General features: G+C 71.4%; 28 protein-coding genes and 1 pseudogene. 17 read left to right on the top strand and 12 right to left on the bottom strand.

What is annotated here, in order from left to right; translation table 11 throughout:
- Positions 1-40 precede the first annotated feature (40 nt).
- Positions 41-1,273 (bottom strand): NAD(P)-dependent malic enzyme, encoded by a 1,233-nt coding sequence (locus EEJ42_RS46605; RefSeq protein WP_123108198.1) that lies wholly within the window; start codon positions 1,271-1,273, stop codon positions 41-43.
- 514 nt (positions 1,274-1,787) lie between these two features.
- Here EEJ42_RS46605 and EEJ42_RS46600 point away from each other — a divergent pair.
- From EEJ42_RS46600 to EEJ42_RS46590, 3 genes are read left to right on the top strand one after another with little or no spacing between them, the layout of a single operon-like run.
- A complete protein-coding gene (locus EEJ42_RS46600; protein ID WP_123108197.1) occupies positions 1,788-2,750 on the top strand; it encodes an ABC transporter substrate-binding protein in 963 nt (320 codons plus the stop codon).
- Between the two features lie 49 nt (positions 2,751-2,799).
- Positions 2,800-3,729, top strand: coding sequence for an amino acid ABC transporter permease (locus tag EEJ42_RS46595; protein WP_123108196.1), 930 nt, complete (start codon positions 2,800-2,802; stop codon positions 3,727-3,729).
- 4 nt (positions 3,730-3,733) lie between these two features.
- Positions 3,734-4,495: an amino acid ABC transporter ATP-binding protein gene (locus EEJ42_RS46590; protein ID WP_123108195.1), complete on the top strand. Its 762-nt coding sequence runs from the start codon at positions 3,734-3,736 to the stop codon at positions 4,493-4,495.
- Between the two features lie 80 nt (positions 4,496-4,575).
- On the opposite strand, the gene EEJ42_RS46585 is transcribed toward EEJ42_RS46590, so the two are convergent.
- Positions 4,576-5,352: a class I SAM-dependent methyltransferase gene (locus EEJ42_RS46585; protein ID WP_123108194.1), complete on the bottom strand. Its 777-nt coding sequence runs from the start codon at positions 5,350-5,352 to the stop codon at positions 4,576-4,578.
- Between the two features lie 103 nt (positions 5,353-5,455).
- On the opposite strand from EEJ42_RS46585, the gene EEJ42_RS46580 reads away from it, so the two are divergent.
- Positions 5,456-6,151 carry a CGNR zinc finger domain-containing protein gene (locus tag EEJ42_RS46580; protein ID WP_246097894.1) on the top strand — a complete coding sequence of 232 codons (696 nt, stop codon included), beginning with the start codon at positions 5,456-5,458 and terminating at the stop codon, positions 6,149-6,151.
- Positions 6,152-6,255: 104 nt separating this feature from the next.
- On the opposite strand, the pseudogene EEJ42_RS53595 reads toward EEJ42_RS46580, so the two are convergent.
- Positions 6,256-6,423: pseudogene (locus EEJ42_RS53595) on the bottom strand (S24 family peptidase); the annotation flags it as partial.
- A gap of 270 nt (positions 6,424-6,693) precedes the next feature.
- On the opposite strand from EEJ42_RS53595, the gene sodN reads away from it, so the two are divergent.
- Both sodN and EEJ42_RS46565 read left to right on the top strand, forming a co-directional pair.
- A complete protein-coding gene (gene sodN / locus EEJ42_RS46570) occupies positions 6,694-7,089 on the top strand; it encodes a superoxide dismutase, Ni (RefSeq protein ID WP_055547886.1) in 396 nt (131 codons plus the stop codon).
- Between the two features lie 104 nt (positions 7,090-7,193).
- Positions 7,194-9,599 carry a SpoIIE family protein phosphatase gene (locus EEJ42_RS46565; protein ID WP_246097891.1) on the top strand — a complete coding sequence of 802 codons (2,406 nt, stop codon included), beginning with the start codon at positions 7,194-7,196 and terminating at the stop codon, positions 9,597-9,599.
- Between the two features lie 49 nt (positions 9,600-9,648).
- Here the strand turns inward: EEJ42_RS46565 and EEJ42_RS46560 are convergent, their stop codons facing one another.
- Positions 9,649-10,158: a pyridoxamine 5'-phosphate oxidase family protein gene (locus tag EEJ42_RS46560; RefSeq protein WP_123108193.1), complete on the bottom strand. Its 510-nt coding sequence runs from the start codon at positions 10,156-10,158 to the stop codon at positions 9,649-9,651.
- A 143-nt stretch (positions 10,159-10,301) separates the two neighbouring features.
- Here EEJ42_RS46560 and EEJ42_RS46555 point away from each other — a divergent pair, with 143 nt between their 5' ends.
- Entirely contained in the window at positions 10,302-11,510 is a 1,209-nt protein-coding gene (locus tag EEJ42_RS46555) for a serine hydrolase domain-containing protein (RefSeq protein WP_123108201.1), read from the top strand.
- Between the two features lie 19 nt (positions 11,511-11,529).
- On the opposite strand, the gene EEJ42_RS46550 is transcribed toward EEJ42_RS46555, so the two are convergent.
- Positions 11,530-12,576, bottom strand: a complete 1,047-nt coding sequence (locus tag EEJ42_RS46550) for a LysR family transcriptional regulator (protein WP_246097889.1) — start codon at positions 12,574-12,576, stop codon at positions 11,530-11,532.
- A gap of 247 nt (positions 12,577-12,823) precedes the next feature.
- Between EEJ42_RS46550 and snpA the strand changes: the two genes are divergently transcribed.
- Together snpA and EEJ42_RS46540 are read left to right on the top strand one after the other, a co-directional pair.
- A complete protein-coding gene (gene snpA, locus EEJ42_RS46545) occupies positions 12,824-13,492 on the top strand; it encodes a snapalysin (protein ID WP_123108192.1) in 669 nt (222 codons plus the stop codon).
- 215 nt (positions 13,493-13,707) lie between these two features.
- Positions 13,708-13,911 (top strand): hypothetical protein, encoded by a 204-nt coding sequence (locus EEJ42_RS46540; protein ID WP_123108191.1) that lies wholly within the window; start codon positions 13,708-13,710, stop codon positions 13,909-13,911.
- Between the two features lie 36 nt (positions 13,912-13,947).
- On the opposite strand, the gene EEJ42_RS46535 is transcribed toward EEJ42_RS46540, so the two are convergent.
- Together EEJ42_RS46535 and EEJ42_RS46530 are read right to left on the bottom strand one after the other, a co-directional pair.
- Entirely contained in the window at positions 13,948-14,412 is a 465-nt protein-coding gene (locus tag EEJ42_RS46535; RefSeq protein ID WP_246097887.1) for an STAS domain-containing protein, read from the bottom strand.
- Between the two features lie 217 nt (positions 14,413-14,629).
- Positions 14,630-14,980, bottom strand: a complete 351-nt coding sequence (locus tag EEJ42_RS46530; protein WP_123108189.1) for an STAS domain-containing protein — start codon at positions 14,978-14,980, stop codon at positions 14,630-14,632.
- 303 nt (positions 14,981-15,283) lie between these two features.
- Here EEJ42_RS46530 and EEJ42_RS46525 point away from each other — a divergent pair, with 303 nt between their 5' ends.
- From EEJ42_RS46525 to EEJ42_RS46515, 3 genes are all read left to right on the top strand, one after another.
- Positions 15,284-15,952: an HAD family acid phosphatase gene (locus EEJ42_RS46525; RefSeq protein ID WP_184503598.1), complete on the top strand. Its 669-nt coding sequence runs from the start codon at positions 15,284-15,286 to the stop codon at positions 15,950-15,952.
- A 143-nt stretch (positions 15,953-16,095) separates the two neighbouring features.
- Positions 16,096-17,034: a beta-ketoacyl-ACP synthase III gene (locus EEJ42_RS46520; RefSeq protein WP_123108187.1), complete on the top strand. Its 939-nt coding sequence runs from the start codon at positions 16,096-16,098 to the stop codon at positions 17,032-17,034.
- A 66-nt stretch (positions 17,035-17,100) separates the two neighbouring features.
- Positions 17,101-17,472 carry a VOC family protein gene (locus EEJ42_RS46515; protein WP_078510598.1) on the top strand — a complete coding sequence of 124 codons (372 nt, stop codon included), beginning with the start codon at positions 17,101-17,103 and terminating at the stop codon, positions 17,470-17,472.
- A 25-nt stretch (positions 17,473-17,497) separates the two neighbouring features.
- Here the strand turns inward: EEJ42_RS46515 and EEJ42_RS46510 are convergent, their stop codons facing one another.
- The 3 genes from EEJ42_RS46510 to EEJ42_RS46500 all read right to left on the bottom strand — a co-directional run bounded on the left by EEJ42_RS46510 (position 17,498) and on the right by EEJ42_RS46500 (position 19,410).
- On the bottom strand, positions 17,498-18,211 hold the full coding sequence (locus tag EEJ42_RS46510; RefSeq protein ID WP_123108185.1) for a helix-turn-helix domain-containing protein: 714 nt from the start codon (positions 18,209-18,211) through the stop codon (positions 17,498-17,500).
- Complete coding sequence (locus EEJ42_RS46505; protein ID WP_123108184.1) at positions 18,208-18,432, bottom strand: hypothetical protein; 225 nt, start codon at positions 18,430-18,432, stop codon at positions 18,208-18,210. Before EEJ42_RS46505 ends, EEJ42_RS46510 begins: the two co-directional genes overlap by 4 nt.
- A 66-nt stretch (positions 18,433-18,498) precedes the next feature.
- Positions 18,499-19,410 carry a glutaminase gene (locus tag EEJ42_RS46500; protein ID WP_123108183.1) on the bottom strand — a complete coding sequence of 304 codons (912 nt, stop codon included), beginning with the start codon at positions 19,408-19,410 and terminating at the stop codon, positions 18,499-18,501.
- Between the two features lie 169 nt (positions 19,411-19,579).
- On the opposite strand from EEJ42_RS46500, the gene EEJ42_RS46495 reads away from it, so the two are divergent.
- On the top strand, positions 19,580-20,170 hold the full coding sequence (locus EEJ42_RS46495; protein WP_123108182.1) for a peptidoglycan recognition protein family protein: 591 nt from the start codon (positions 19,580-19,582) through the stop codon (positions 20,168-20,170).
- 38 nt (positions 20,171-20,208) lie between these two features.
- Here EEJ42_RS46495 and EEJ42_RS46490 read toward each other — a convergent pair whose 3' ends face one another.
- Positions 20,209-21,819 (bottom strand): Na+/H+ antiporter, encoded by a 1,611-nt coding sequence (locus EEJ42_RS46490; protein WP_123108181.1) that lies wholly within the window; start codon positions 21,817-21,819, stop codon positions 20,209-20,211.
- Positions 21,820-21,887: 68 nt separating this feature from the next.
- On the opposite strand from EEJ42_RS46490, the gene EEJ42_RS46485 reads away from it, so the two are divergent.
- The 4 genes from EEJ42_RS46485 to EEJ42_RS46470 all read left to right on the top strand — a co-directional run bounded on the left by EEJ42_RS46485 (position 21,888) and on the right by EEJ42_RS46470 (position 24,384).
- On the top strand, positions 21,888-22,148 hold the full coding sequence (locus tag EEJ42_RS46485; protein ID WP_123108180.1) for a UBP-type zinc finger domain-containing protein: 261 nt from the start codon (positions 21,888-21,890) through the stop codon (positions 22,146-22,148).
- Between the two features lie 92 nt (positions 22,149-22,240).
- Positions 22,241-22,780, top strand: a complete 540-nt coding sequence (locus EEJ42_RS46480; protein ID WP_123108179.1) for a GNAT family N-acetyltransferase — start codon at positions 22,241-22,243, stop codon at positions 22,778-22,780.
- 246 nt (positions 22,781-23,026) lie between these two features.
- Positions 23,027-23,440 carry an ATP-binding protein gene (locus EEJ42_RS46475; RefSeq protein WP_009715155.1) on the top strand — a complete coding sequence of 138 codons (414 nt, stop codon included), beginning with the start codon at positions 23,027-23,029 and terminating at the stop codon, positions 23,438-23,440.
- Positions 23,441-23,457: 17 nt separating this feature from the next.
- Positions 23,458-24,384 carry an RNA polymerase sigma factor SigF gene (locus EEJ42_RS46470; protein WP_373689151.1) on the top strand — a complete coding sequence of 309 codons (927 nt, stop codon included), beginning with the start codon at positions 23,458-23,460 and terminating at the stop codon, positions 24,382-24,384.
- 75 nt (positions 24,385-24,459) lie between these two features.
- Here EEJ42_RS46470 and EEJ42_RS46465 read toward each other — a convergent pair.
- Positions 24,460-24,881: hypothetical protein (locus EEJ42_RS46465; RefSeq protein WP_342778419.1), on the bottom strand; the 422-nt coding region annotated here is incomplete at its 5' end.

Genomic DNA, 24,881 nt, shown 5'->3' with positions numbered 1-24,881 from the left:
CGGCCCCGCGCGCCGGTCAGCGGTCGGCGGACCGTGTGGCTCAGCGGCGCGCCACGCCCTCCGCGCGGGCGGCGGCGGCCACGGCCGCGGTCACGGCCGGGGCGACCCGCTCGTCGAACGGCGAGGGGATGACCTTGTCCGCGCTCAGCTCGTCGGCCACGACGGAGGCCAGTGCCTCGGCGGCGGCGAGCTTCATGCCCTCGGTGATCCGGGAGGCCCGGACCTGGAGGGCACCGGCGAAGATGCCGGGGAAGGCGAGCACGTTGTTGATCTGGTTCGGGAAGTCGCTGCGCCCGGTGGCGACCACGGCCGCGTGCTGGTGCGCGACCTCGGGGTGGATCTCCGGGTTGGGGTTGGCCATCGCGAAGATGAAGGCGCCGGGCGCCATCTTCGCCACCGCTTCCTCCGGCACCGTGCCGCCGCTGACGCCGATGAAGACGTCGGCGCCGTCCATCGCGGCCTCCAGCGAACCGGTGAGCCCGGCCTTGTTGGTGAAGCCGGCCAGCTCGCGCTTGACGTCGGTGAGGTCCTCGCGGTCCGGGGAGACGACGCCCTTGCGGTCGCAGACCGCGACGTCTCCGATGCCCGCCTCGGTGAGGATCCGGGCGATGGCCACACCGGCGGCGCCCGCGCCGGAGATGACGGCGCGCAGCTGGCCGAGGGCGCGGTCCGTCAGCTTGGCGGCGTTGCGCAGCGCGGCCAGGGTGACGACCGCCGTGCCGTGCTGGTCGTCGTGGAAGATCGGGATGTCGACGCGCTCCTGGAGCTTGCGCTCGATCTCGAAGCAGCGGGGCGCGGAGATGTCCTCCAGATTGACGCCGCCGAACGAGGGCGCGAGCCGGACGACGGTCTCGACGATCTCGTCCACGTCCCGGCAGTCGAGCGCGATGGGCACCGCGTCCACGCCGCCGAACTGCTTGAAGAGGATCGCCTTGCCCTCCATCACCGGCAGGGATGCCTCCGGGCCGATGTCGCCGAGCCCGAGCACCGCGCTGCCGTCCGTCACGACGGCCACGACCTGGGACTTCCAGGTGTAGTCGTGGACGAGTTCGGGCTGTTCGGCGATTGCGCTGCACACCTTGGCGACGCCTGGCGTGTAGGCGAGGGACAGGTCGTCCCGGTCGCGCACGGGCACGGTCGCCTGGACGGCCATCTTGCCGCCGCGGTGCAGCGCGAAAGCGGGATCGAAGGGCTCTCCGTCGGTCACTCCGTCGGCTCCTTCGCCGCTGTCGCTTGCGTTGTCGCTGCGAGGATTCACCATCTCCGCTGCCACTTTTAGACCCCTTTGTCGTTTTTCTGTCGAGGGTAACCGCCCCAGGTTGGGGGCGGGCGGGCACCGCGTCCGGTGCCGCGGAGCAGATACCTGCCACGCGGAATCAGATACGGACGCCGGACGCGTCGCACTCGCGTCCTGAGCCCCGGATGAGGGGGGTAGCCGTCTGTTCTACCGGAAGCATGCGCCCAGAACGAGCGGGTTCCGTTGCGGTGGTGTTCGGAAACTTCTCATAACCGTCGGAAGCGGTCGAAGCAGCCTCGAATATGCATGCTGCTGTCACGCGTCATTCGCCGCATGATCACAATTTCGTACCGCTCCCCGCACCTGGGCTGTCCAGCCCGGTGTCCGTTTCCTGTGCACCACGGGGATCGCCCGTTATCCGATTTTGACATGGATCGCAGCCCGGGCGTGCCCGTCCAGATGGCAAGATGCCCCAATCACACGAGATCGCGGCACCCACACACGTGTTCCCGACCCTCGGACACCCTCTCACCCTGCCGGAGGAACCAGCATGACCGCCAGCTTCACGCGTCGTCGGGTCACCACGAAGTCCCGGACGGCCGCTGTCGGCGCCGTCGCGGTCGTGGGCGCCCTGCTGCTGACGGGCTGTGGCGACCAGACCGACAAGGCGAAGCAGGGTAATTCCAGCAACGCCGCCGACAAGGGTCCGCTGTTCAGCAAGCTGCCGCAGAAGATCCAGGACGCGGGTGTGATCAAGGTCGGCTCCGACATCAACTACCCGCCGGTCGAGTTCAAGAAGAACGGCAAGGTCATGGGGCTCGACCCGGACCTGGCGAACGCGCTCGGCGACGTCCTCGGCGTCAGGTTCGAGTTCAACAACGCCACGTTCGACACCCTGCTGTCCGGTCTGCGGTCGCAGCGCTACGACATCGCCATGTCGGCCATGACCGACAACAAGGGCCGCCAGGAGGGCGTCGACCCCGACACCGGCAAGAAGGCCGGCGAGGGCGTCGACTTCGTCGACTATCTGACCGCCGGTGTCTCGATCTACACCAGGAAGGGCGACGACCAGGGCATCAAGACCTGGGACGACCTCTGCGGCAAGAAGATCGTCGTGCAGCGCGGCACCGTCTCGCACGATCTGGCCAAGGCGGAGTCGAAGAAGTGCGAGAAGAGCGGCAAGAAGAAGATCGCGGTCGAGGCGTTCGGCAATGACACCGAGGCCCAGACCCGGCTGCGCGGCGGGGGTGCCGCGGCGGGGTCCAGCGACTTCCCCGTGGCCGCGTACGCGGTGAAGACCTCCGGTGGCGGCAAGGACTTCCAGATGGTCGGCGACCAGGTGGACGCGGCGCCGTACGGCATCGCCGTCTCCAAGGACAACACCGAGCTGCGCGACGCCCTCCAGCAGGCTCTCGCCCTCATCATCGCGAACGGCGAATACGACAAGCTCGTCGCGAAGTGGGGCGTCAAGGACGGCGCGGTCACCAAGGCCATCATCAACGGCGGCAAGTGACCCCGGCCGACCCTGAAGCTCGCGCGCTCGCGCTGAAAGGCACTCACCCGTGACAACGAAGATCGACAAGACGGGGCCCGTCGGCACCCCGTCTCCCGCACCGGAGAACATCAAGGCCATCCCGGTGCGGCACTACGGCCGCTGGATCTCCGCGGTCGTCGCCATCGCCCTCCTGGTGACGCTCGTCTACGCCTTCGCCAAGGGCGATGTGAACTGGGACGCCATCCCGGACTACTTCTTCGACGGCGAAGTCCTCAAGGGCGTCCGCAACACCATCTGGATCACCATCCTCTCGATGGTGCTCGGCGTGGCCCTCGGCATCGTCCTGGCCGTGATGCGGCTCTCGAAGAACCCGGTGACGTCCTCCATCGCCTGGGGCTACATCTGGTTCTTCCGCGGCACCCCGGTCTACGTGCAGCTGCTGGTGTGGTTCAACCTGGGGCTGGTCTTCCACTACATCAACATCATGCCGATCTACAAGGACGAGTGGTCGGACTTCATGACCCCGTTCCTGGCCGCCCTGCTGGGCCTCGGGCTGAACGAGGCCGCGTACATGGCGGAGATCTGCCGGGCGGGCATCCAGTCCGTCGACGAGGGCCAGACCGAGGCCGCCCAGGCGCTGGGCATGAGCCACGCCAAGACGCTGCGCCGGGTCGTCCTGCCGCAGGCCATGCGGGTGATCGTGCCGCCGACCGGCAACGAGTTCATCAACATGCTCAAGACCACCTCGCTGGTGATCGCGGTCCAGTACTGGGACCTGCTCCAGGCCACCTCGGAGGTCGGCCAGAACTCCGGCGCCACCGCCGAGATGCTCTTCCTCGCCGCCGCCTGGTACCTGATCCTCACCTCGGTGCTCAGCGTGGGCCAGTACTACCTGGAGCGCTACTACGCGCGCGGCACCTCCCGGAACCTGCCCGCGACGCCGTTGCAGCGCATCCGGGTCAACCTGCTGTCCGGCTCCAACCGCCAGGGGATGTGAGCGTATGAACGCCATGGTGAAGGCCGAGGGCGTCCACAAGTCCTTCGGCGCCGTACAGGTCCTCAAGGGGATCGACCTCGAGGTCGCCCCGCGCGAGGTGTTCTGTCTGATCGGCCCGTCCGGCTCCGGGAAGTCCACCTTCCTGCGCTGCATCAACCACCTGGAGAAGATCAACTCCGGGCGGCTGTACGTGGACGGCGACCTGGTCGGCTACCGGCAGAAGGGCGACAGGCTCTACGAGCTGAAGGACCGCGAGGTCGCCGCCAAGCGCCGCGACATCGGCATGGTCTTCCAGCGCTTCAACCTCTTCCCGCACATGACCGCGCTGGAGAACGTGATCGAGGCGCCGGTGCAGGTCAAGCGGGAGACCAAGGCGGTCGCCCGGGAGCGCGCGCTGAAGCTGCTGGACCGGGTGGGCCTCGCCGACAAGGCGGGCAACTACCCCTCGCAGCTCTCCGGCGGCCAGCAGCAGCGGGTCGCGATCGCGCGGGCGCTGGCCATGGAGCCGAAGCTGATGCTCTTCGACGAGCCGACCTCGGCGCTCGACCCGGAGCTGGTCGGCGACGTCCTCGATGTGATGCGCGGGCTCGCGGAGGACGGCATGACGATGATCGTCGTCACCCATGAGATGGGCTTCGCCCGGGAGGTCGGCGACTCGGTCGTCTTCATGGACGACGGCGTGGTCGTGGAGTCCGGGCTGCCGCGCGAGGTGCTGACGAACCCGCAGCACGAGCGGACGAAGTCGTTCCTGTCGAAGGTGCTGTAGGTGCTGTAGGTGCTGTAGGTGCTGTAGGCGAACGACGCGAGGGCGGTACGGGGCGTGAGGCTCCGTACCGCCCTCGGCCGTCACTTGAGCCCGAGCACCATCGCGTCCGAGACCGAGCACCACACGGGCCGCGCCTCGGCGAAGCCCGCCTCGCGCAGCGCGTCCGCGTGCCAGCTCGCGGACTGCACCTCGCCGTCCGCGTGGTCGCCGTCCGCCGGGTTGCCGAAGATCGTGAACCGCTCCGCGACGGGCTCCGCCAGCACCGGGTCAGCGGCGGCGGCGCCCCACCAGTCCACCCAGTCCTGGGCGCCCTCGGCCTTGGCCCGGGCCTGCCGCTCCTTGCGGTACGTACGGTCGGCGTCGTTGAGCCGGGGCGTGTCCGGGTCCGGCATGTGGTCGGCGTTCAGGAACACCCCGCCGTCCCGCAGCACCCCCGCCACCTGGCCGTACAGCGTCCGGAGTTCATCGGAGCGCAGCCAGTGGAGGGCGGTGGCGGTGAGCACCGCGTCGTACGCGGGGTGCGGCAGCCGCCCCGTCCACCCGGGGTCGCGCAGGTCCACGCTGACGAAGGTGATGCGGCCGTCCCCCGCGAAGTACCCGCGCGCGATGGCCAGCAGCGCGGGGTCCAGATCGACGCCGGTGCTGGTGGCGCCGGGGAAGCGGCGCAGCGCCCGATCCGAGATACTGCCCGTGCCGCACGCGAGGTCGAGGATTCTCGGCTCCGGTCCGACCAGCGCCTCGACCGCGTCGAGCATCGCCCGGAACCGCTCCTCACGATCGGGGAGGTACCACTCCTGCTGCCGGTCCCAGCTCCGTTGCCACGCCTGCCAGTCCGCCGCGGCGAGGGTGTCGGTCATCGCGCTCCTCCAAGCCGTCGTAGTCCGTAATACCCTGGCGCCTAGAGCGCCCATTACCCGACCTGACCGAACCGACCCTAGACCGCCCCCGTAAGGACCACAAGTGGAACTGGCTTATTACTCAGATCTCGCCGTGCGTCTGGTCAACAGCGAGGAGCCCGCCCGCGGCACCGACGCGCTCACCTCGGTCGACGCCGTACGCACCCTCTTCGGCGAGAGCCAGCAGGCGACCCGGCGCGCGACGGACGCCGACGTCACCCGGCTGCGGTCGGTCCGGGCCCGGCTGCGCGCGGTCTTCGAGGCGGCGGCGGACGGGGACGAGGTCCTGGCGGTGGACCTGCTCAACGCGCTGCTCATCGAGTTCCCGGTGAGCCCGCAGATCTCCGGGCACGAGCTGCGGGACGAGGACGGCCGCCCCAACTGGCACATGCACATCGCCGACTACGCCGCCAACGCCAGCGCCGGTTTCGCCGCGACCGCCTCCATGGGCCTCGCGTTCCACCTCACCGAACTGGGCGCGGACCGGCTCGGCATCTGCGAGGCCCCGCCCTGTCGTAACGCCTACCTCGACACATCGACAAATCGATCCCGGCGCTACTGCTCGGACCGCTGCGCCACCCGCGCCAACGTCGCCGCCTACCGCGCCCGTAAACGCCTCGACGCGGGCCGCTCGGCCGACGCCGCACCCGCCGTCGGCTCCACGCCCGCCGCCCGCGCCACACCCCTGGCCCGCGACCGCGACCGCACCGGCCGCACCGCCGACACCGCCCACGACAGCAGCCCCGCCATCGACCGCTGACCCCGGGCCCCCGGCCCCGGCAGCGGCCGCACCCGCACCCACGCCCGGGCCACCACCAGCTCGTCCGGTACGACGCCGAACTCCCGGCTGTCGTTCTCCACGTCCGGGTTGTCCCCCATCACCCACCAGCCGCCGTCGCGGCGCTCCACCGCGCGCTTCACGATGAGCAGGTCCTGCCGGAAGGGATGCCGGAGCACCACCACGTCCCCCGGCCGCACGGGCACCCCGTACCGCACCACCAACTGGTCACCCGGGTACAGCGACGGCTGCATCGACGGGTTGTACACCTCGGCCAGCCCCATCCGCAGCAGTCCGTGCTGCTCGCGGCCCTTCTCCTGCCCGCGATCGTGCAGCTGCTCCTGCATCACGGCACCTCCGATCCGTACACCGCCATCCGCCCACACCATCCCAGGTCACACCCTCAAGGCTCCCGGACCGTCACCGGACTTTTGACCTAAGCCCCCCGGCCCGCCCGAGAAAAGCCTTCCCACACGGAGTAATCTCGCACCTGAGAAGACGATCACGAATGGAAGGACAGCTCTATGCTCTCCCGCCTGTTCGCCCCCAAGGTTCAGGTCAGCGCGCACTGCGACCTGCCGTGCGGCGTGTACGACCCGGCCCAGGCCCGCATCGAGGCCGAGTCCGTCAAGGCCATCCAGGAGAAGTTCCAGGCCAACGAGGACCCGCACTTCCGTGCCCGCGCCACCACCATCAAGGAGGAGCGCGCGGAGCTGGCGAAGCACCACGTCTCGGTGCTGTGGAGCGACTACTTCAAGCCCCCGCACTTCGAGAAGTACCCGGAGCTGCACCAGCTGGTCAACGAGACCCTGAAGGCGCTCAGCGCCGCCAAGGGCTCGACCGACCCGGCCACGGGCCAGAAGGCCCTGGACTACATCGCCCAGATCGACAAGATCTTCTGGGAGACCAAGAAGGCCTGACCCGGCCCCGGGGCCGACACGCCCCCTGCCCGCACCCGGCCCGCCACCGCGGCCGGGTGCGGTCTTCTTTTGCGCCCTTCTGCCGCACCGTGACGCATCGGTTGATGCCCCGCCGAATGTGGACGACGCTGGGATACGTGGACGAAGCGGGCGCGGCGCGGGTCACCGTCAGCGGTGATGCCACGGTGACCGGCTGGAACGACGGCGCCCGGCGGCTGCTCGGCTACCCGCCGTCGGAGGTGGTGGGGCGGTCCGCCGCGGCGCTGCTCGCCGAGCCGGTCGACGGCGTGGTGGAACGGGCCAGGGCGGTGCGGATGCGCTGGCGCGGCACGCTGGCGGTGCGCCACCGCGACGGGCACCGGGTGAAGGTGGCGCTGCTGGCCCACCGCACCGGGGACGGCTGGCTGCTGGTCGCCCCGCTGCCCTCCGACGACACCGCGGCACCCTCCGAGGCGACGCTCCTGACCTGGGCGTACGCCCAGTCGCCCTGCCCCATGGCGATCTACGACACCGAGCTGCGGCTGCGCAAGGTCAACGCCGAGATGGCGCGCGTCATCGGCCTCCCCGAGGGGGACCTCCAGGGGCTGCGGCTCGCGGACATCGCCGGGAAGCTGCGCAGCGAGGGGCTCGAAGCGCTGATGCGGCATGTGCTGCGCACCGGCGAACGGCGCCACATGGAGACCTATCCGCGCACCGGCGGCGAGGAGCGGGATCACGCCTGGTCGGCCCATTTCGCGCCGCTGAAGACCAAGGACGGCCAGGTGCACGGCGTCTGCCTGGCGGCGCACGACATCACCGAGCAGTACCGGGCCCGGCAGCGGCTGCTCCTGCTGAGCGAGGCCAGCGTACGGATCGGCAGCACCCTCGACATCACCCGCACCGCACAGGAGCTGGCCGAGGTGTGCGTGCCACGGCTGGCCGACTTCGTGACCGTCGACCTGCTGGACCGGCTCGACCAGGACGAGGAGCTGCCGCCCGGCCCGCTCACCGGCCCGATCGTGCTGCGCCGCGCCGCCCACCAGTCGGTCTACGAGGGGGCTCCGGAGGCGGCGATCGAGCTGGGGAAGGTGGACACGTATCCGGAGGTGTCCCCGATGGCCGAGTGCCTGGTGGCGGGGCGGCCCATCATCTACGCCGCCGACGATCCCGTCATCACGGCGTGGACCGCCCTCAAACCGGCCCGCGGCGCCAAGTTGCGCGAGTTCGGCATCCACTCGTACATGTCGGTGCCGATCCGGGCCAGGGGCACGACCCTCGGGGTGGCGGTGTTCATCCGCCACCGCCGCCTCGGGCCGTTCACCCAGGACGATGTGCTGCTGGCCGAGGAGATCACCACGCGGGCCGCGGTCTGCGTGGACAACGCCCGCCGCTTCACCCGGGAGCGCGACACCGCGCTGTCCCTCCAGCGGAGCCTGCTGCCGCAGGCGGTGCTCCGGCCGTCGGCGGTGGAGGTGGCGTCCCGCTATCTGCCCGCCGGGCCGTACACGGCGGCGGGCGGGGACTGGTTCGATGTGATTCCGCTGTCCGGAGCGCGGGTCGCCCTGGTGGTGGGCGATGTGGTCGGCCACGGCATCCAGGCGTCGGCCACCATGGGGCGGCTGCGCACCGCGGTGCGGACCCTCGCCGATGTGGACCTGCCGCCGGACGAACTCCTCACCCATCTCGACGACCTCGTGATCCATCTGTCGGCGGAGGCCGGGGACGAGGAGACCGCCGGGGACGTCGGCGCCACCTGCCTGTACGCGATCTACGACCCGGTGACGCACCACTGCGCCATGGCCGCGGCCGGACATCCCGCACCGGCCGTGGTCACCCCCGGCGGCCCGGTGGAGTTCGCAACCCTGCCGGTGGGTCCGCCGCTGGGGGTCGGCGGGCTGCCGTTCGAGGTGATGGACCTCGAACTGCCCGAGGACACCGTGCTCGCCCTCTACACCAACGGCCTGCTGGGCGGCTGGGACCGGGACGTGGACGAGGGGCGCGTGCTGCTGGCCGACGCGCTGACCCGCCCCGCCGCCTCCCTGGAGGGCACCTGCGACGCCGTCCTGCGCGCGCTGCTGCCCGAGCACGGCGTGCTGGACGACGTCGCCCTGCTCCTCGCCCGCACCCACGCCCTGGACGCGGCGCACGTGGCCACCTGGGACGTGCCCGCCGACCCGGCCTGCGTCGCCCGGTCCCGCCGGGACGTCACCGAGCGGCTGACCGACTGGGGTCTGGACGACGCCGTGTTCACCACCGAACTGGTCGTCAGCGAGCTGGTCACCAACGCCATCCGGCACGCGCTGCCGCCCATCCAGCTGCGCCTGATCCACGACCACTCGCTGATCTGCGAGGTGTCCGACGCCAGCAACACCGCCCCGCATCTGCGCCGCGCCCGCACCTTCGACGAGGGCGGCCGCGGACTGCTGCTGGTCGCCCAGCTCAGCCGCCGCTGGGGCAGCCGGCAGACCGCGGACGGGAAGACCATCTGGGCGGAGCAGCCGCTGCCCGGCGCACCGCCCGACCTGGGCTGATCCGCCGCACGCCGGATCCGCCGCCCGCCGGAGCCGCCGGCCGCGTGGGTCAGAAGCGCCACCGCGTCTGGCTGTACTCCCCCTTGCGGAACCCGAACGCCCGGGCCGGGGCGACCTCGTAGACCAGCGCCTCGCCGCCCTCGTGGTGGAAGGCGCCGTCCCGCACCCGGAAGCGCCACTCCTCGCCGTACTTCGCCACGTACGCCTCGGCGACGCGCCGCAGCCGGTCCTCGTCGCGTACCGCGGCCGCGTCGCCCTCGACCACCAGGTCCAGCCCCTCGTGGAAGGCGCCTCGGCCCGTGGCGAGCACGCAGTGGGGGTTGCGCGCGAGGTTTCTGGCCTTCTGCTCGTCGGGCCCGGTGCAGAAGTACAGGGCGCCGTCGAGCCAGACCGCGATCAGCGGGGTGACGTGCGGGCGGCCGTCGGGGCGCACGGTCGACAGCCAGTACATCTGCGCCTCCGCCAGTCCCGCGCGGCCCTCGGGCCAGCTGGTGGCTGTGGCGTCGGGGCTGCTGAAGCGGGTGTCCAGCTCGGTGCGCGGCTCATGGCTCGTGGTCATCGGGGTCGCTCCTCGCTGTCGCGGGCTCGGGTGGGGCTCGGGTAGGGCTCGAGTAAGGGGGACCGCGCGGCGGGCCGGAACTCATCGGGGCCCGTATGGGAATCTTCACGGGCAGCTCTCACCGGACGAACGGGGACACGCACATGGGTGACGGAGGATTCTCGACCGCGCGGCTGGGCCGGATGCACGACGTGATGGCCCGCCATGTCGACCGGGGCGAGGCGCCCGGGCTGATCACGGCGCTCAGCAGGCGCGGTGAGACGCATGTCGATGTGATCGGTACGAAGGCGTTCGGCGGCGAGGACCCGATGCGCCGGGACACGATCTTCCGGATCGCCTCGATGACCAAGCCGGTCATCGCGGTCGCGGCGATGATCCTGGTCGAGGAGTGCGTGCTGCGGCTGGACGACCCGGTGGACCGGCTGCTGCCCGAGCTGGCCGACCGGCGGGTGCTCCGCCGGATCGACGGACCGCTGGAGGACACCGTTCCGGCGGTGCGCCCGATCACCGTGCGCGATCTGCTGACGTTCCGGCTGGGTTTCGGCATGCTGATGGGCCCGCAGGACGCTCCCATGGCGCGCGCCGTCCAGGAGCTGGGGGTCGGGGCGGGGATGCCGGACCCCACCGCGGCGCCGGACCCCGATGAGTGGATGCGGCGCCTGGGCACCCTGCCGCTGATGCACCAGCCGGGCGAGAAGTGGCTGTACCACACCGGCTCCCAGGTGCTGGGCGTGCTCATCGCACGGGCCACCGGCCGCCCGCTGGAGGACTTTCTGCGCGAGCGCGTCTTCGAACCGCTGGGCATGGCGGACACCGGTTTCCACGTACCGCCGGAGAAGCTCGGCCGGCTGGCCACCTCGTACCTCGCCGACCCCGAAACGGGGAAGCCCGAACCGTACGACGGGGTCGAGGACAGCCGGTGGGCTGCGCCGCCCGCGTTCCCGGACGGCGGCGGGGGCCTGGTCTCCACGGTGGACGACTTCCTGGCGTTCGGCCGGATGATGCTGGACCGGGGGCGGTACGACGGTGGCGGGCGCATCCTGTCCCGGCCGTCCGTGGAGCTGATGACGACCGATCAGCTGACGCCCGCCCAGAAGGCGGTGTCCGGCCTCCTCCCGGGGGCGTGGGACAACCTGGGCTGGGGGTTCGGGGTTTCGGTGGTCACCGGGCGGGACGGGGTCGCCGCGGTGCCGGGGCGGTTCGGCTGGGACGGTGGGCTCGGCACGTCCTGGGCCTCGGACCCCGCGGAGCAGCTGGTGGCGGTGCTGCTGACCCAGCGCGCGCAGTTCCCGCAGTTCTCGCCGGTGTACCTCGACTTCTGGACGCTGGCCTACCAGGCGATCGACGACTGAGGCAGCGACACCTCGGGCGCTACGCGCCGTCCGACGGGCCCGCGAGGCCGATGCCGGACAGCGGGACCGGGGTACGGGCGTCGCGGATCCGCACCAGCGGGCTGTCGTTGCGCAGCAGCCACTGGCGGTAGGCGTCGCTCGCCCAGGCGATCTCCAGGTACGCGGTCTCCAGGTCGGCGAAGAGCGCGTCGACGTCGGCGGAGACGGCCGCGCCACCGGCGTCCGGGGCACCCGCGTCCGGCGCGCGCGACGCCAGGTACAGCCCGACCGTCAGCGGATCCCCGTGCAGCGGCCGCACCACCATGCCCGGACGCGACCGGGCCGTGGGCTGGCACGGGGCGACCACCTCCCCGGAGGCGACCAGGTCGGCGGCGGTCAGATAGTCCCCGTACACCACCCGGGGGTTCAGCCCGGCGGCGGTGAGGACGCGGCGCAGCCCGGGCCCTTCGCCGTCCCCCGCGGGGTCGACCATCCACTGGTCGTCGGCGAGGTCCGTGAGCCGCACCACCGGTGCGTCGGCGGCCGGGTGCGTCTCGGCGAGGGCCACGAACTGCGGCTCGCGGGCCAGCAGCACCCGGCGCCGCACCCCTTCGGGGACCCGCAGCGGGGCGCCCTCGACCTCGTGGACGAAGGCGGCGTCGAGCTGCCGCGCGGCCACCATCTCCAGCAGCGCGTTCGCGGACACGTCCATGTGGATGGTGGTGTCGGTGTCCGGGAAGCGGACGCGGAGCCTGCGCAGCCATCCGACCACGGCCCTGCTGCCGGTGCTGCCGATGCGCAGGGCCTCGCCCGCGGCCTGCCCCACCTCCAACCGGACCTCGCTGACGAGGGCGTTCATGTCGGCCACGATGGGCCGGGCCCGGTTCAGCAGGGACCGTCCGAGTGGGGTGGGACGGCTGCCGGTGACCTCCCGCGAGAACAACCGGCCGCCGACGGTGTTCTCGATGCGCCGGAGCTGTGTCGTCAAAGAGGGCTGGCTCATGCCCAGCTGCCGCGCCGCCTTCCGTAGGCTGCCGGTGTCGGCGATGGCGCACAGCGCACGAAGGTGCCTCACCTCGAGCTCCACGGCGGGAGCATAACGGCGCTCTCGCGCGTCACACCAGACACTGAAACCGCGCCAATTCCCCTTTCTGCGGGGCGAGTCGGCATTCCCGACCCGTGGCGGGATATGCCATGGGACTATCGCCGGTTGGCATCTCCGCGCCACGCCGGAACTCCTCAAGACTCTGCGGCACCAAGAGTGCATCCCAGGGCTCCCACCGCCGCACCCCACACGGCGGCCGGGAGCCCGAGGACGATGAGGAGCCCCCCACGTGACACTTCCCACGTTGGCGCTGTCCGCGACCCTCGGCCTCGGTCTGGCGGCGAGCCTCGCCGCCGTGCCCGCGTCGGCGGCCACGCCCGACCACACCCGGTCCGCCACGACCGGCACCACCGCGGCGTATGTCCCCGGTGCCGAGGAGAAGGCCGACACCGACGCCTTCATCAAGGCCGTGATGAAGTCGGCGCTGGCCAAGCGGGCGAAGGCGCCCAGCCTGGCCGCCGCGGTCACCGTCACCTACAGCGCCAGTTCGGCGCCGACCTTCAAGTCGGTGATAGCGCGCAGCACCCAGATATGGAACGCGTCGGTGAGCAACGTGAAGCTGAAGGAGGGCAGCAACCCCGACTTCACCTACCGCGAGGGCAACGACTCCAGAGGGTCGTACGCGAGCACCGACGGCCACGGCGGCGGCTACATCTTCCTGGACTACAAGCAGAACCAGCAGTACGACTCCACGCGGGTCACCGCGCACGAGACCGGCCATGTGCTCGGCCTGCCGGACCACTACTCGGGCCCGTGCAGCGAGCTGATGTCCGGTGGCGGCCCGGGGACGTCCTGCAAGAACTCGCAGCCGAACCAGGCCGAGATCAACCGCGTGAACCAGCTGTGGGCCAACGGCCTGGCAGCCCTCCAGAAGAAGGACCTCGCCAAGGCCCACTGAACGCCTCCAGGCCACTGTGAGCCCCTGAGCCACTGATCAGGGCACGCCGCCCGCACCCGGTCCCCCGACGCCGGTGCGGGCGGCGGGTGTTTCACGGAAGCGCTGCGCGCGGGGCGCTCTCGCTTCCGGGCGGAGGTACGGTGTATTCACCAAGGTTTCGCGCATTTCGGCCGGAATTCCTCCAGGCCGGGGCCCGGCCCCAGGGAGTGAACACCATGGAGACCGTCGTCGGTGTGGCCGTGATCCTGGCGATGATCGCCGTGGGCGTGCTGCTGATCCACCGCGTCAACGCCCAGACCGGCAACAAGATCGCGCCCGATCGCCACAGCGATCCCCCGGCCCGCCACCGCCACCGCCCCCGTCGATGGGGCCGCGGGCGGCCGCACCGGGGCCACGGAGTGGCGCCGCCGCGCGTCTGACGCACCGCGCCTGCGATGCGCCACCCGTCCGACGTGTCACTCCTCGCCGACCGCGTCCTCCAGCGTGGCCACCGGGCCGAGCACCTCGAGCAGCCCGCCCACCCGCAGGGTGCGCAGGATCAGGGGGTCGTCGCACACCAGCCGCAGCCGGCCGCCGCGCTCGGCCACCCGGCGCTGGGCGCGGCACAACAGCCCCAGACCGGAGCAGTCGAAGAACGTCGTCGGCGTCAAGTCGACCACGACCTCGGGTGCCCGGGCGCCCGTGGCGGCGTCCAGTGCCGGGCCGACGCCCGCCAGCCCGGCGATGTCGATCTCACCGTGCAGGGCGACGACGGTGCATCCGCCGACGCGGGACGTACGGGCGTACGGGGCAGGGTCCGGGTGGTCCGGCAGGCGGCATAAGTCACCGGCGGCCGCGTCGGAGCCCGGCGCGGCGTCCGGCGTCGCGCGTGACGCCCCCTGCGGCATCGGTGCGCCACGGGGAGCGCCTTGCTGCGACATCACGAATTCCCCTCGGAACGGCACACTGCCCCCTTTCACCGTCCTCGGACTCCCGGAAGCGGGCAGAGTGGAGCATCGGGTGCAGATCCGCCGGGCCCTGGGTGACGTGCAGGCGAGCGTAAGGGGGTGACCGCCGGTTACAGAGAGAGGGACGCGCCATTCCCCGAGCGAAAAACGCTCGTTCGAGTGAAATTCGTTTCTTCCTATTGACGCCTGATCAGCCCGCGACCGCCGGTGTCAGATCCTCCAACACCTCGAAGGCGCCCTCCAGCCGGACCATCCGCAGCAGTCGCAGGAACCGCGGATCGACGATGACCAGCCGCAACCGGCCCTCCCGCTCCAGCACACGGTTGCGCAGCCGGCACAGTAACGACAGCCCGGCGCAGTCCAGGAAGGTGACGCGCCGCAGGTCCAGCACCAGATCCGGGCATCCCGTACGGGCCAGGGAATCGAGCCGTGCGGAGATCCGTCCCGCGGCGAAGATGTCCAGCTCTCCCGCGACCTCAGCGACCGTGACACCACCCAGCACACGCACACGGACGCCGAAGGCGGGCCGATCATCGAACATGCAAGCCTCCTCGGCAGGGTGGAGGCGCGCGACACCGGAGCTCTGGAGGTGACACGACGTCCGGGCGGGGTGCGTGCACCGCCGGGGGTCCAGGCCGGCCCTTCAGTACATGACATACCCATCTATCGGCTGACCAGTCAATGAACGGCCCGGCACGTGTCGTTGGCCTATTTCCGGCCCGAGAAGGGCTCTCCGCGCCAATCGTTACTCATCAGTAAACGCAGCGGCCTTCTCATGTCCACCGTCGAACGTGAACATGCCACTCGGGCACACACTTCGACACGACGACGAGGGACGGAACCCATGACTCCAGCACGCGTGCGATCACGACGGCTCGGCGTGACGACGGTGGCCGCGGCCATCGCCATCGGCCTCGGCGGTACGGCCACGACGGCCACCGCCGCGACCACGTCGGCCGCCACGCCGAGCGCAACGGGCACCGCCACCGGAACCGCCACCAGCGGAACCACCGCCGCCGCGAAGGTCGACTACGAGACCTGGAAGCGCGATGTGAAGGCCGTCATCGACCAGGCCCGGCCCTACGTCGAGCAGCGCACCCAGAACGCCGGGGACGAGAAGCAGGCCATCGTCCTCGACATCGACAACACCTCGCTGGAGTCGGACTTCAGGTTCGCCTTCCCGGCCCCCGCCGTGGCGCCGGTCCTCCAGCTCATGAAGTACGCGCACACCCGCGGCGTCGACCTCTTCTTCGTCACCGCGCGCCCGGACATCCTCACCCTGCCCACCCAGTACAACCTGGAGACCGTGGGCTACCCGGTGGCCGGGCTGTACGTACGCAGCCTCCCCGACCTCTTCGAGGAGGTCGCCGCGTACAAGACGGCCAAGCGCGCGGAGATCGAGAAGAAGGGCTACACGATCATCGCCAACATCGGCAACAGCCCCACCGACCTGGTCGGCGGCCACGCCGAGAAGACCTTCAAGCTCCCGGACTACGACGGCCAGCTCTCCTGACCGCACGGCCATGAGCGCGGTGGCGGCCATACACCGGAAGGCCGCCACCGACGGCTGGGAAGGCCGAAAGCTCCAGATCTCGGGGCCATACGTTGTCACCTGCCCGCGCACCGGACGGGCCCGCGGCCCCCAAGACTGGACGGATGACCGGATCACGCGTACTGGCGCTCGGCCACTACCAGCCCGCGAAGGTGCTCACCAACGACGACCTCGCCGCCATGGTCGACACCAGCGACGACTGGATCCGCAGCCGGGTCGGGATCCGCACCCGCCATGTGGCGCGCTCCGACGAGACGGTGGACGAGATGGCCGCGGCGGCCGCCGCCAAGGCCCTCGCCCACAGCGGCCTCGCCCCCACCGACGTCGACATGGTGCTGGTCGCCACGTCCACCGCCATCGACCGCAGCCCCAACATGGCCGCCCGCGTCGCCGCCCGGCTGGGCCTGACCTGCCCCGCCGCCATGGACATCAACGTGGTGTGCGCCGGGTTCACCCACGCCCTGGCCACCGCCGACCACGCGATACGGGCCGGATCGGCCACCGCCGCGCTGGTCGTCGGCGCGGACAAGTTCACCGAGGCCGCGGACTGGACCGACCGCTCCACCTGCGTCCTGCTGGGCGACGGCGCGGGCGCGGCCGTGGTGACGGCCGCCGAGGAGCCGGGCATCGGGCCGGTGGTGTGGGGCTCGGTGCCCGAGATGGGCAACGCCGTCCGTATCGAGGGCACCCCGCCGCGCTTCGCGCAGGAGGGCCAGTCCGTATACCGCTGGGCCACCACCCAACTGCCGCCCATAGCCCGCGAGGTGTGCGCCCGCGCCGGGATCGAACCGGCCGACCTGGCCGGTGTCGTGCTCCACCAGGCCAACCTGCGGATCATCGAACCGGTCGCCCGCAAGCTCGGCGCGGTCAACGCGGTGATCGCGCGCGATGTCGTGGACTCCGGGAACACCTCGGCGGCCAGCGTTCCGCTCGCCCTGTCCAAGCTGGTCGAACGCGGCGAGATCCCCTCCGGAAGCCCGGTGCTGCTGTTCGGCTTCGGCGGCAACCTGTCGTACGGCGGCCAGGTCATCCGCTGCCCGTAGTCCCCCTCCCTGCCGGTGTCCGATTCGTTCAAGACCGGCCGGTCGCGGGCTGCCTACGCTGCCCGCATGACACCACGATTCGACGCGATCGGGCTGGCCGTCGCGGACATGGCCGCCTCCCTCGCCTTCTACCGCATGCTCGGCCTGGACATCCCCGCCGAGGCCGACACCCAGCCGCACGCCGAGGCCACCCTCCCGGGCGGTCTGCGCCTGATGTGGGACCGGGCCGAGACCCCGCCGCCCAGCGGGCCCGGGCGGATGGAACTGGCTTTCCTGTGCGACAGCCCGGCCGAGGTGGACGCCGCGTACGCCAAGCTCACGGACGGCGGCGTACGGGGCTCCAAGGCGCCCTGGGACGCCTTCTGGGGCCAGCGCTACGCGGTCCTGCTGGACCCGGACGGCAACAACGTCGCCCTGTTCGCCCCACTGCCCGGCTGACGGCCCCGACGAGGTTTCGCGGACGCTAGGCGGGCCCCAATAGTCCGCCCAGCGGTACGCCCGCCAGCCCCCGCACCTCCCGCGCCAGATGCGCCTGGTCCGCGTACCCGGCCACCGCCGCCACCTCCGCGAACGGCACCCCGCCGCGCGCCAGCTCCAGCGCCCGGTTCAGCCGCAGCACCCGGCCCAGCGTCTTCGGCCCGTACCCGAAGGCCGTCAGCGACCGCCGGTGCAGCTGCCGGGCGCCCAGGCCCACCGTCCGGGCCACCTCCGCCACGCTCCGCCCGCCCGAGAGCCCCGCGACGACCTCGCCCACCACCGGATCGGCGGGCGCCGCGCCCCGCAGCCGGTCCAGCGCTGCGGCCTCCAGCACCCGCCCCACCTGCCCGACCTGCTCGCCCGCGGCCCGCTCCGCCAGCCCGCGCACCTCGGCCTCCGGCCACAGCGCGGCCAACGGCACCCGTTGATCACGCAGTTCGCAGGCCGGCACGCCCAGCACCGCGGGCCCCGCGCCCGGGGCGAAGCGCAGCCCCACGGCACGCGTCCCCGCGGGCCCGCCGGTCAGATGGGCGTGGGTATCGGGCCCGGCGACCAGCAGCCTGCCGTCGATCCAGATCAGGTCCGTACAGCCGTCGGGCAGCACCCGCTGCGGCCCGGCCCCGACGGTGCGGGACCACACCACCGCGCCGCCGCCCAGCCGCGACACCCGCTCCCGGTAGTCGCTCCCGCCGCCGCTCAAGGGACCTCGCGCAGATACATCGCGCCGCAGGAGTGGCAGAAGGGCCCGGAGTCGTCCGTGGCCCACAGGTCCGCGTCCTGCGTCTCCGCGTCCGGGGCCAGCTCACGGCCGCACATCGCGGTCGTGCCGTTGCCCCGGACCATGTGCCAGATCTTGACCGGCGCGCCCGCCACCCGCCCGGAGCTGCCCTCCTCGTACTCCGCGCGCATCTCGTGCTGCATCGCGCCACACCTCCTGCTACACCACCATGCTCCCGCCACCACCGGCGCGGCGCCACCCTGGACGCTTCAGAACACCGACCACTCGGTCACCGTGGTGAAGTGGTCCAGCGCCGCCACCCCGGCCACCGAGTTGCCGCGGGCGTCCAGACCGGGGCTCCACACGCACAGCGTGCACCGCCCCGGGATCACGGCGATGATCCCGCCGCCCACCCCGCTCTTGCCGGGCAGCCCGACGCGGTACGCGAAGTCGCCCGCCGCGTCGTACGTCCCGCAGGTGAGCATGACCGCGTTGACCCGCTTCGCCTCGCGCCGCGACAGCAGCCGGGAGCCGTCCGCGCGCAGTCCGTGGCGGGCCAGGAAGCCGCCCGCGAGGGCCAGGTCGCGGCAGCTCATCTCGATCGAGCACTGCCAGAAGTAGTGCTCCAGGACCGTCGGCACGGGGTTGTCGAGGTTGCCGTAGCTCGCCATGAAGTGCGCGAGGGCGGCGTTGCGGTCGCCGTGGCCGGACTCGGACTCGGCGACGACCGGGTCGAAGCCCAGCTCGGGGTTGCCGCTCTCGGCGCGCAGGAAGTCCAGCATGGTGGTGCTGGCGTCGCCGGTGAGGCTGTGCAGCCGGTCGGTGACGACCAGCGCGCCGGCGTTGATGAACGGATTGCGCGGGATGCCGTTCTCGCGCTCCAGCTGCACCAGGGAGTTGAACGGGTTGCCCGAGGGCTCCCGGCCGACCCGCCGCCACAGCTTCTCCCAGTCCTGCGCGAGGACCAGCGCGAGGCCGAACGCCTTGGAGATCGACTGCACGGAGAAGGGGCGCTCCCAGTCGCCGACCCCGGTCACGTTGCCGTCGACGTCCGCGAGGGCGATGCCGAACTGATCCGGGTCGACCGCCGCCAGCGCGGGGATGTACTGGGCCACCTGCCCCCGGCCGATGTGGGGCGCCACATGGGCCGCGACCTCGTCGAGTACGTCCTGGTAGTGCATGGTGCGGTGGTTCTCCTGCGCGTCGTCGAGCGGATCAGACGCACCATAACGGCCGCTCTCAACCGCCCCTCAACCAGGAGTCAATGACCCACCGTGTTTTTGGGTATGCATACGGTGATACAGGCGGGCCGCGACGGGCGCCCGCCGGACGATCAGAACGGAGGCGGTCATGGCCTCACCCATGTCCGCGGGGGACTTCCTGGCGGCGTTGAAGAACGAGGGCCTGCGTGTGGTGCAGGTCGGCGACTGGCGGAACCACAACCGGAACCACAAGGGACCGTGGGGCGGAGTGCACGGTGTGATGATCCACCACACCGTCACCTCCGGCACCGACCTCACCGTCGAGATCTGTCGCGACGGCTTCGAGGCGCTGCCCGGCCCGCTGTGCCACGGCGTGATCGCCAAGGACGGCGGGGTGCACCTCGTCGGCTACGGCCGCGCCAACCACGCGGGGCTCGGCGACGACGAGGTCCTGCGCGCCGTGATCGCCGAAAAGACACTCCCGCCCGACAACGAGGCCAACACGGACGGCAATCGCGCGTTCTACGGCTTCGAATGCGAGAACCTCGGCGACGGGCAGGACCCGTGGCCCGAGGCCCAACTGGACGCGATCGCCCGGGCAGCGGCGGCGGTCTGCCGCCGGCACGGCTGGACCGAGCGGTCGGTGATCGGCCACCTCGAATGGCAGCCGGGCAAGATCGACCCCCGGGGCTTCTCGATGAACTCGATGCGCGCGCGCATCCGTGAGCGGCTGAAGTAACAACCATCCGCGGTGGGCGGGCCCCGGCCGGAGACGGTTCAGGGTCCGCCTTCCGCGGTCTCCTCGCGGTAGGCCGCCGCCTCCTCCAGGTCCAGTCGGCGCAGCAGCGTACGGAGCATCTCGTCGTCGATCCGGCGCGCGTCCCGCAGCTTCACGAACACCGCGCGCTCACTGCCGATCACCTCGCGTGCCAGCCTGCGGTAGGTGTCGTCCGCCGACTCCCCCGTCACCTCGTTGACCGTGCCGAGCCGTTCCCACACCGCGTTGCGGCGCCGCTCCAGCACCAGGCGCAGCCGGTTGGCCAGCGGCGGCGGCAGCGCGTTGCGCTCGTCGGCGAGGAGTTCCTCCAGCCGCTGCTCGGCGGCCCGCGACGCCTGCGCCTGCGCCTGTGCCTCGGCGAGCGTCTCGGCCTGGAAGTCACGCCCCGGCATGCCCAGCGCCCGGATCAGGGCGGGCAGGGTGAGCCCCTGGGCGACCAGCGTCCCGATGACGGTGGTGAAGGCCAGGAAGAGGATCAGGGTGCGGCCCGGGAAGGCGCCTCCGCCGTGCACGGTCTCCGGGATCGAGAAGGCGATGGCCAGGGACACCACCCCGCGCATCCCGGCCCAGCCGACGATGACCGCCGCCCGCCAGTCGGTGCCGGGCTCGCGCTCCCGGATCCCGGGGAAGAGCGCGCGCGGCACGAAGGTCGCGGGGAAGACCCAGACGAACCGTACGGCCACCACGGCCAGGAACACGGCGGCCGCGTACCAGGCCGCCTCGCCCGCCCCGTACTCCCCGAGGCCGCCCACCACGAACCGCAGTTGCAGCCCGATCAGCGCGAACACGGCCGATTCCAGGATGAAGGCGGCCATCTTCCAGACGGCCGCCTCCTGGAGCCGGGTCGCGAAGTCGACCTGCCAGGAGCGGTGCCCGAGATAGAGCGCGACCACCACGACCGCCAGCACGCCCGACGCCTCGACCTGTTCGGCGGCCGCGTAGGCGGTGAAGGGGATCAGCAGCGAGAGGGTGTTCTGGAGCAACGGGTCGCGCAGCCGGGTGCGCAGCCAGTGCAGCGGCACCATCAGGACCAGGCCGACGCCGACGCCGCCCACCGCCGCGAGCACGAACTCCCAGGCGGCATGGGTCCAGGTGGCGCCCTCCCCCACCGCGGCGGCGAGCGCCACCCGGTAGGCGGTGATCGCGGTCGCGTCGTTGACCAGGGACTCGCCGCGCAGGACGGTCGTCAGCCGGGAGGGCAGCCCGACCCGGCGGGCGATGGCGGTGGCCGCCACCGCGTCCGGCGGGGCGATCACCGCGCCCAGCACCAGGGCGGCGGTCAGCGGCAGTCCGGGCACCAGCAGATGGGTGATCCAGCCGACGGCGAGGGTGGCGAACAGCACATAGCCGAACGACAGCAGCGCCACCGGCCGCATATTGGCGCGCAGGTCCAGATAGGAGCTGTCGAGCGCGGCGGTGTGCAGCAGCGGCGGCAGCACCAGGGGGAGCACGACCTCCGGGACCAGGGTGTAGTCCGGCACCCCCGGCAGATACGAGACCACCAGCCCGACCGTGACCAGCAGCAGCGGCGCGGGCACGGGGGTGCGCCGGGCCGCGCCCGCGACCGCCGCGCTGCCCGCGACCAGCATCAACAGTGGAGTTACGTCCATGCCCCGGTCCGTCCCGATTCATCGGCTTCGCCAGCTCGCCGGCTCGCCGGCGGCTTAGTCTGGCAATCATGAGGGAGTGCCCACACATTCCGGCCCTGCCGCGCCCCGAACCGGAGCCGCGGACCACCACCTGCCCGGACTGCCTGGCGGTCGGCTGCGATCCCGTGCAGCTGCGGATGTGTCTGGCGTGCGGCTATGTCGGGTGCTGCGATTCATCGACGTATCGACACTCCACCCGGCACTTCGAGCAGACCGGGCATCCGGTGATGCGCAGCTTCGAACCGGGCGAGGACTGGCGCTGGTGCTACGTGGACCTGCTGATCGTCTAGCGGGTGCGGTGCCGTGTGTGGTGCCGTGTGCGGTGCCGCACGGCAGGGAATCCGCTGCCACGTTGTCGGTGTGGCGAGCTAGCCTTCACCACATGATCCGATCAGCGAAGCCGTCCGACGTCCCGGCCATCCTCGCGATGATCCGCGAGCTGGCCGAGTACGAGCGGGCACCGCAGGAGGCCAAGGCCACCGAGGAGCAGTTGCGCACGGCGCTCTTCGGCGAGCATCCGGCGGTGTTCGCGCTGATCGCCGAGGAAGTCGGCGACGGGGCGGCCGAGCCGGTCGGGTTCGCCCTGTGGTTCCGTAACTTCTCCACCTGGACGGGCACCCACGGGGTCTACCTGGAGGATCTGTACGTCACGCCGCGGGCCCGCGGCGGCGGCCACGGCAAGGCGCTGCTGGCCGAGCTGGCACGGATCTGCGTGGAGCGGGGATACGCCCGCTTCGAATGGTCGGTGCTGGACTGGAACGAACCGGCGATCGGCTTCTACGCGTCCCTGGGCGCGGAGCCGATGGACGAATGGACCGTGCGAAGGCTGTCGGGAGAACCGCTGCGGGCACTGGCCGCGCAGGCTCCGGGCATAGCTTCGACCAGCGGTTCGTTGAGTGAGGCGACATCTCTTTCGAATTGAGACCGCAAACCCCTAGCCACGCTGCGTGCTCATATGCTTACTATGAGTGATATCGGGAATGTTCATCTCGGGGGTTCACCCGTGACGGGGGCCGTGCTTCGTCCGGGCGACACCGAGTGGCAGATCGCGATAGCGTCGCAGCCGAACCGCACATCGCGCCGGTCCGTTATCCCTCCACCATAAGGGCATATGGCCGACGCTCCAATCAGCTCAGCTCAAACAGCTTGTGTCACCTTGGAGGTGAGGGTGTCCCAGATCGCAGGCGAGCCCGGGACCCAGGACTTCGTGGAAGTCCGGCTGCCCGCTGCGGGGGCCTATCTGTCGGTGCTGCGTACGGCGACCGCCGGCCTGGCAGCCCGCTTGGACTTCACCCTCGACGAAATCGAGGATCTGCGCATCGCGGTCGACGAGGCCTGCGCGATCCTGCTCCAGCAAGCCGTCCCCGGCAGTGTGCTGAGCTGCGTCTTCCGACTGATCGACGACGCACTACAGGTGACCGTGGCGGCTCCGACCACCGATGGCCGCGCCCCTGAGCGCGACACCTTCGCCTGGACGGTGCTCTCCGCACTGGCGGGCAAGGTGGATTCGACCGTCGCCGAGGACCGCACGGTCAGCATCAGCCTGTACAAGGAGCGCGGCGCCGGCCCCGGACAGCCGTGACGGACAAAGGGGGCTCCGTGAGCACTGCATCATCGCGGGGAGTACGTACCCCGGCCATCCCGCACCCGCCGGCCCGACCGCATCCCGCGGACTCGGAGGCGGCAGGAGACCGACCAGAGCGGGCGGACCACATGGATCAGCACGAGCAGGAGCAGGTGCACCAGCAGCACGATCCGCAGCCGCACGATCCGCACGACCGGAGCGGCGCGCGGGCGATGTTCGTCGAGCTGCGGGGGCTCCCCGAGGGCTCCACGGAGCGGGCCGAGCTGCGCAACAACCTCGTGCGCATGCACCTGCCCCTGGTCGAGCACCTGGCCCGGCGCTTCCGCAACCGCGGCGAGCCGCTGGACGACCTGACCCAGGTGGCCACCATCGGACTGATCAAGTCCGTGGACCGGTTCGACCCGGACCGCGGTGTGGAGTTCTCGACGTACGCGACCCCCACGGTCGTCGGCGAGATCAAGCGGCACTTCCGCGACAAGGGCTGGGCGGTGCGGGTGCCGCGCAGGCTCCAGGAGCTGCGGCTCTCGCTGACCACGGCCACCGCCGAGCTGTCCCAGCGGCACGGGCGCGCCCCGACCGTCCACGAGCTGGCCGAGCATCTGGCCATCTCCGAGGAAGAGGTGCTGGAGGGCCTGGAGTCCGCCAACGCGTACAGCACGCTGTCGCTGGACGTACCGGACACGGACGACGAGTCCCCGGCGGTGGCGGACACCCTCGGCGCGGAGGACGAGGCGCTGGAGGGCGTCGAGTACCGCGAATCCCTCAAGCCGCTGCTGGAGGATCTGCCGCCGCGCGAGAAGAAGATCCTGCTGCTGCGGTTCTTCGGGAACATGACGCAGTCGCAGATCGCGCAGGAGGTCGGCATCTCCCAGATGCACGTCTCACGGCTGCTGGCGCGCACCCTCGCCCAGCTGCGGGACAGGCTGCTGGTCGAGGAGTAGCGAGCGGTGCCCGGGGCGAGCCCCGGGCACTCCCTGAACGGGCCCTGCCCGCCCGGGCCTTAAGCCTTGAGGCTCCTACGCGTCGCGCGGGCCGATGCCCAGCGCCTCGGTCGCGGTCGGGTTGATCAGCATGCCCAGGACGGTGACGGCCGCGATGGCGGTCAGCACACCGATGATGATCAGCCCGCCGCCGTTCTGCACCAGCGTCCAGGCCACCGGCAGCGCCATCAGCTGAGTGATCATCGCCGGGCCGCGGCTCCAGCGGCGCCGCAGCCACAGCCCGCGGGCCGCCAGCAGCGGCAGCAGGGCCAGGGCGAGCACGGTGATCCCGAGCGTCTCCGCCTGCTGCGGGCTCTCCGGGTCCCCGGCCAGGCCCATGACCAGGACGTAGACCCCGAACCCCACGAGCACCAGCCCCTCGACGGCGGCCAGCGCCGCGGCCACGGTCAGCCGGACCGGCCGCGGCCCCACGGGCCCCGCGTCGGCGGCCGCGGGCG

This window comes from Streptomyces botrytidirepellens (assembly GCF_003721215.1).
Lineage (GTDB): Bacteria > Actinomycetota > Actinomycetes > Streptomycetales > Streptomycetaceae > Streptomyces > Streptomyces himastatinicus.
This window is presented reverse-complemented; position numbering and strand designations above follow the sequence as displayed.

Bases quoted from the DNA above. Each gene is read 5' to 3' on its own strand.
- EEJ42_RS46600 (WP_123108197.1), top strand. From the start codon at position 1,788: ATGACCGCCAGCTTCACGCGTCGTCGGGTCACCACGAAGTCCCGGACG.
- EEJ42_RS46590 (WP_123108195.1), top strand. From the start codon at position 3,734: ATGAACGCCATGGTGAAGGCCGAGGGCGTCCACAAGTCCTTCGGCGCC.
- EEJ42_RS46585 (WP_123108194.1), bottom strand. From the start codon at position 5,352: ATGACCGACACCCTCGCCGCGGCGGACTGGCAGGCGTGGCAACGGAGC.
- sodN (WP_055547886.1), top strand. From the start codon at position 6,694: ATGCTCTCCCGCCTGTTCGCCCCCAAGGTTCAGGTCAGCGCGCACTGC.
- EEJ42_RS46565 (WP_246097891.1), top strand. From the start codon at position 7,194: ATGCCCCGCCGAATGTGGACGACGCTGGGATACGTGGACGAAGCGGGC.
- EEJ42_RS46560 (WP_123108193.1), bottom strand. From the start codon at position 10,158: ATGACCACGAGCCATGAGCCGCGCACCGAGCTGGACACCCGCTTCAGC.
- EEJ42_RS46555 (WP_123108201.1), top strand. From the start codon at position 10,302: ATGGGTGACGGAGGATTCTCGACCGCGCGGCTGGGCCGGATGCACGAC.
- EEJ42_RS46540 (WP_123108191.1), top strand. From the start codon at position 13,708: ATGGAGACCGTCGTCGGTGTGGCCGTGATCCTGGCGATGATCGCCGTG.
- EEJ42_RS46535 (WP_246097887.1), bottom strand. From the start codon at position 14,412: ATGTCGCAGCAAGGCGCTCCCCGTGGCGCACCGATGCCGCAGGGGGCG.
- EEJ42_RS46530 (WP_123108189.1), bottom strand. From the start codon at position 14,980: ATGTTCGATGATCGGCCCGCCTTCGGCGTCCGTGTGCGTGTGCTGGGT.
- EEJ42_RS46525 (WP_184503598.1), top strand. From the start codon at position 15,284: ATGACTCCAGCACGCGTGCGATCACGACGGCTCGGCGTGACGACGGTG.
- EEJ42_RS46520 (WP_123108187.1), top strand. From the start codon at position 16,096: ATGACCGGATCACGCGTACTGGCGCTCGGCCACTACCAGCCCGCGAAG.
- EEJ42_RS46515 (WP_078510598.1), top strand. From the start codon at position 17,101: ATGACACCACGATTCGACGCGATCGGGCTGGCCGTCGCGGACATGGCC.
- EEJ42_RS46505 (WP_123108184.1), bottom strand. From the start codon at position 18,432: ATGCAGCACGAGATGCGCGCGGAGTACGAGGAGGGCAGCTCCGGGCGG.
- EEJ42_RS46500 (WP_123108183.1), bottom strand. From the start codon at position 19,410: ATGCACTACCAGGACGTACTCGACGAGGTCGCGGCCCATGTGGCGCCC.
- EEJ42_RS46495 (WP_123108182.1), top strand. From the start codon at position 19,580: ATGGCCTCACCCATGTCCGCGGGGGACTTCCTGGCGGCGTTGAAGAAC.
- EEJ42_RS46490 (WP_123108181.1), bottom strand. From the start codon at position 21,819: ATGGACGTAACTCCACTGTTGATGCTGGTCGCGGGCAGCGCGGCGGTC.
- EEJ42_RS46485 (WP_123108180.1), top strand. From the start codon at position 21,888: ATGAGGGAGTGCCCACACATTCCGGCCCTGCCGCGCCCCGAACCGGAG.
- EEJ42_RS46480 (WP_123108179.1), top strand. From the start codon at position 22,241: ATGATCCGATCAGCGAAGCCGTCCGACGTCCCGGCCATCCTCGCGATG.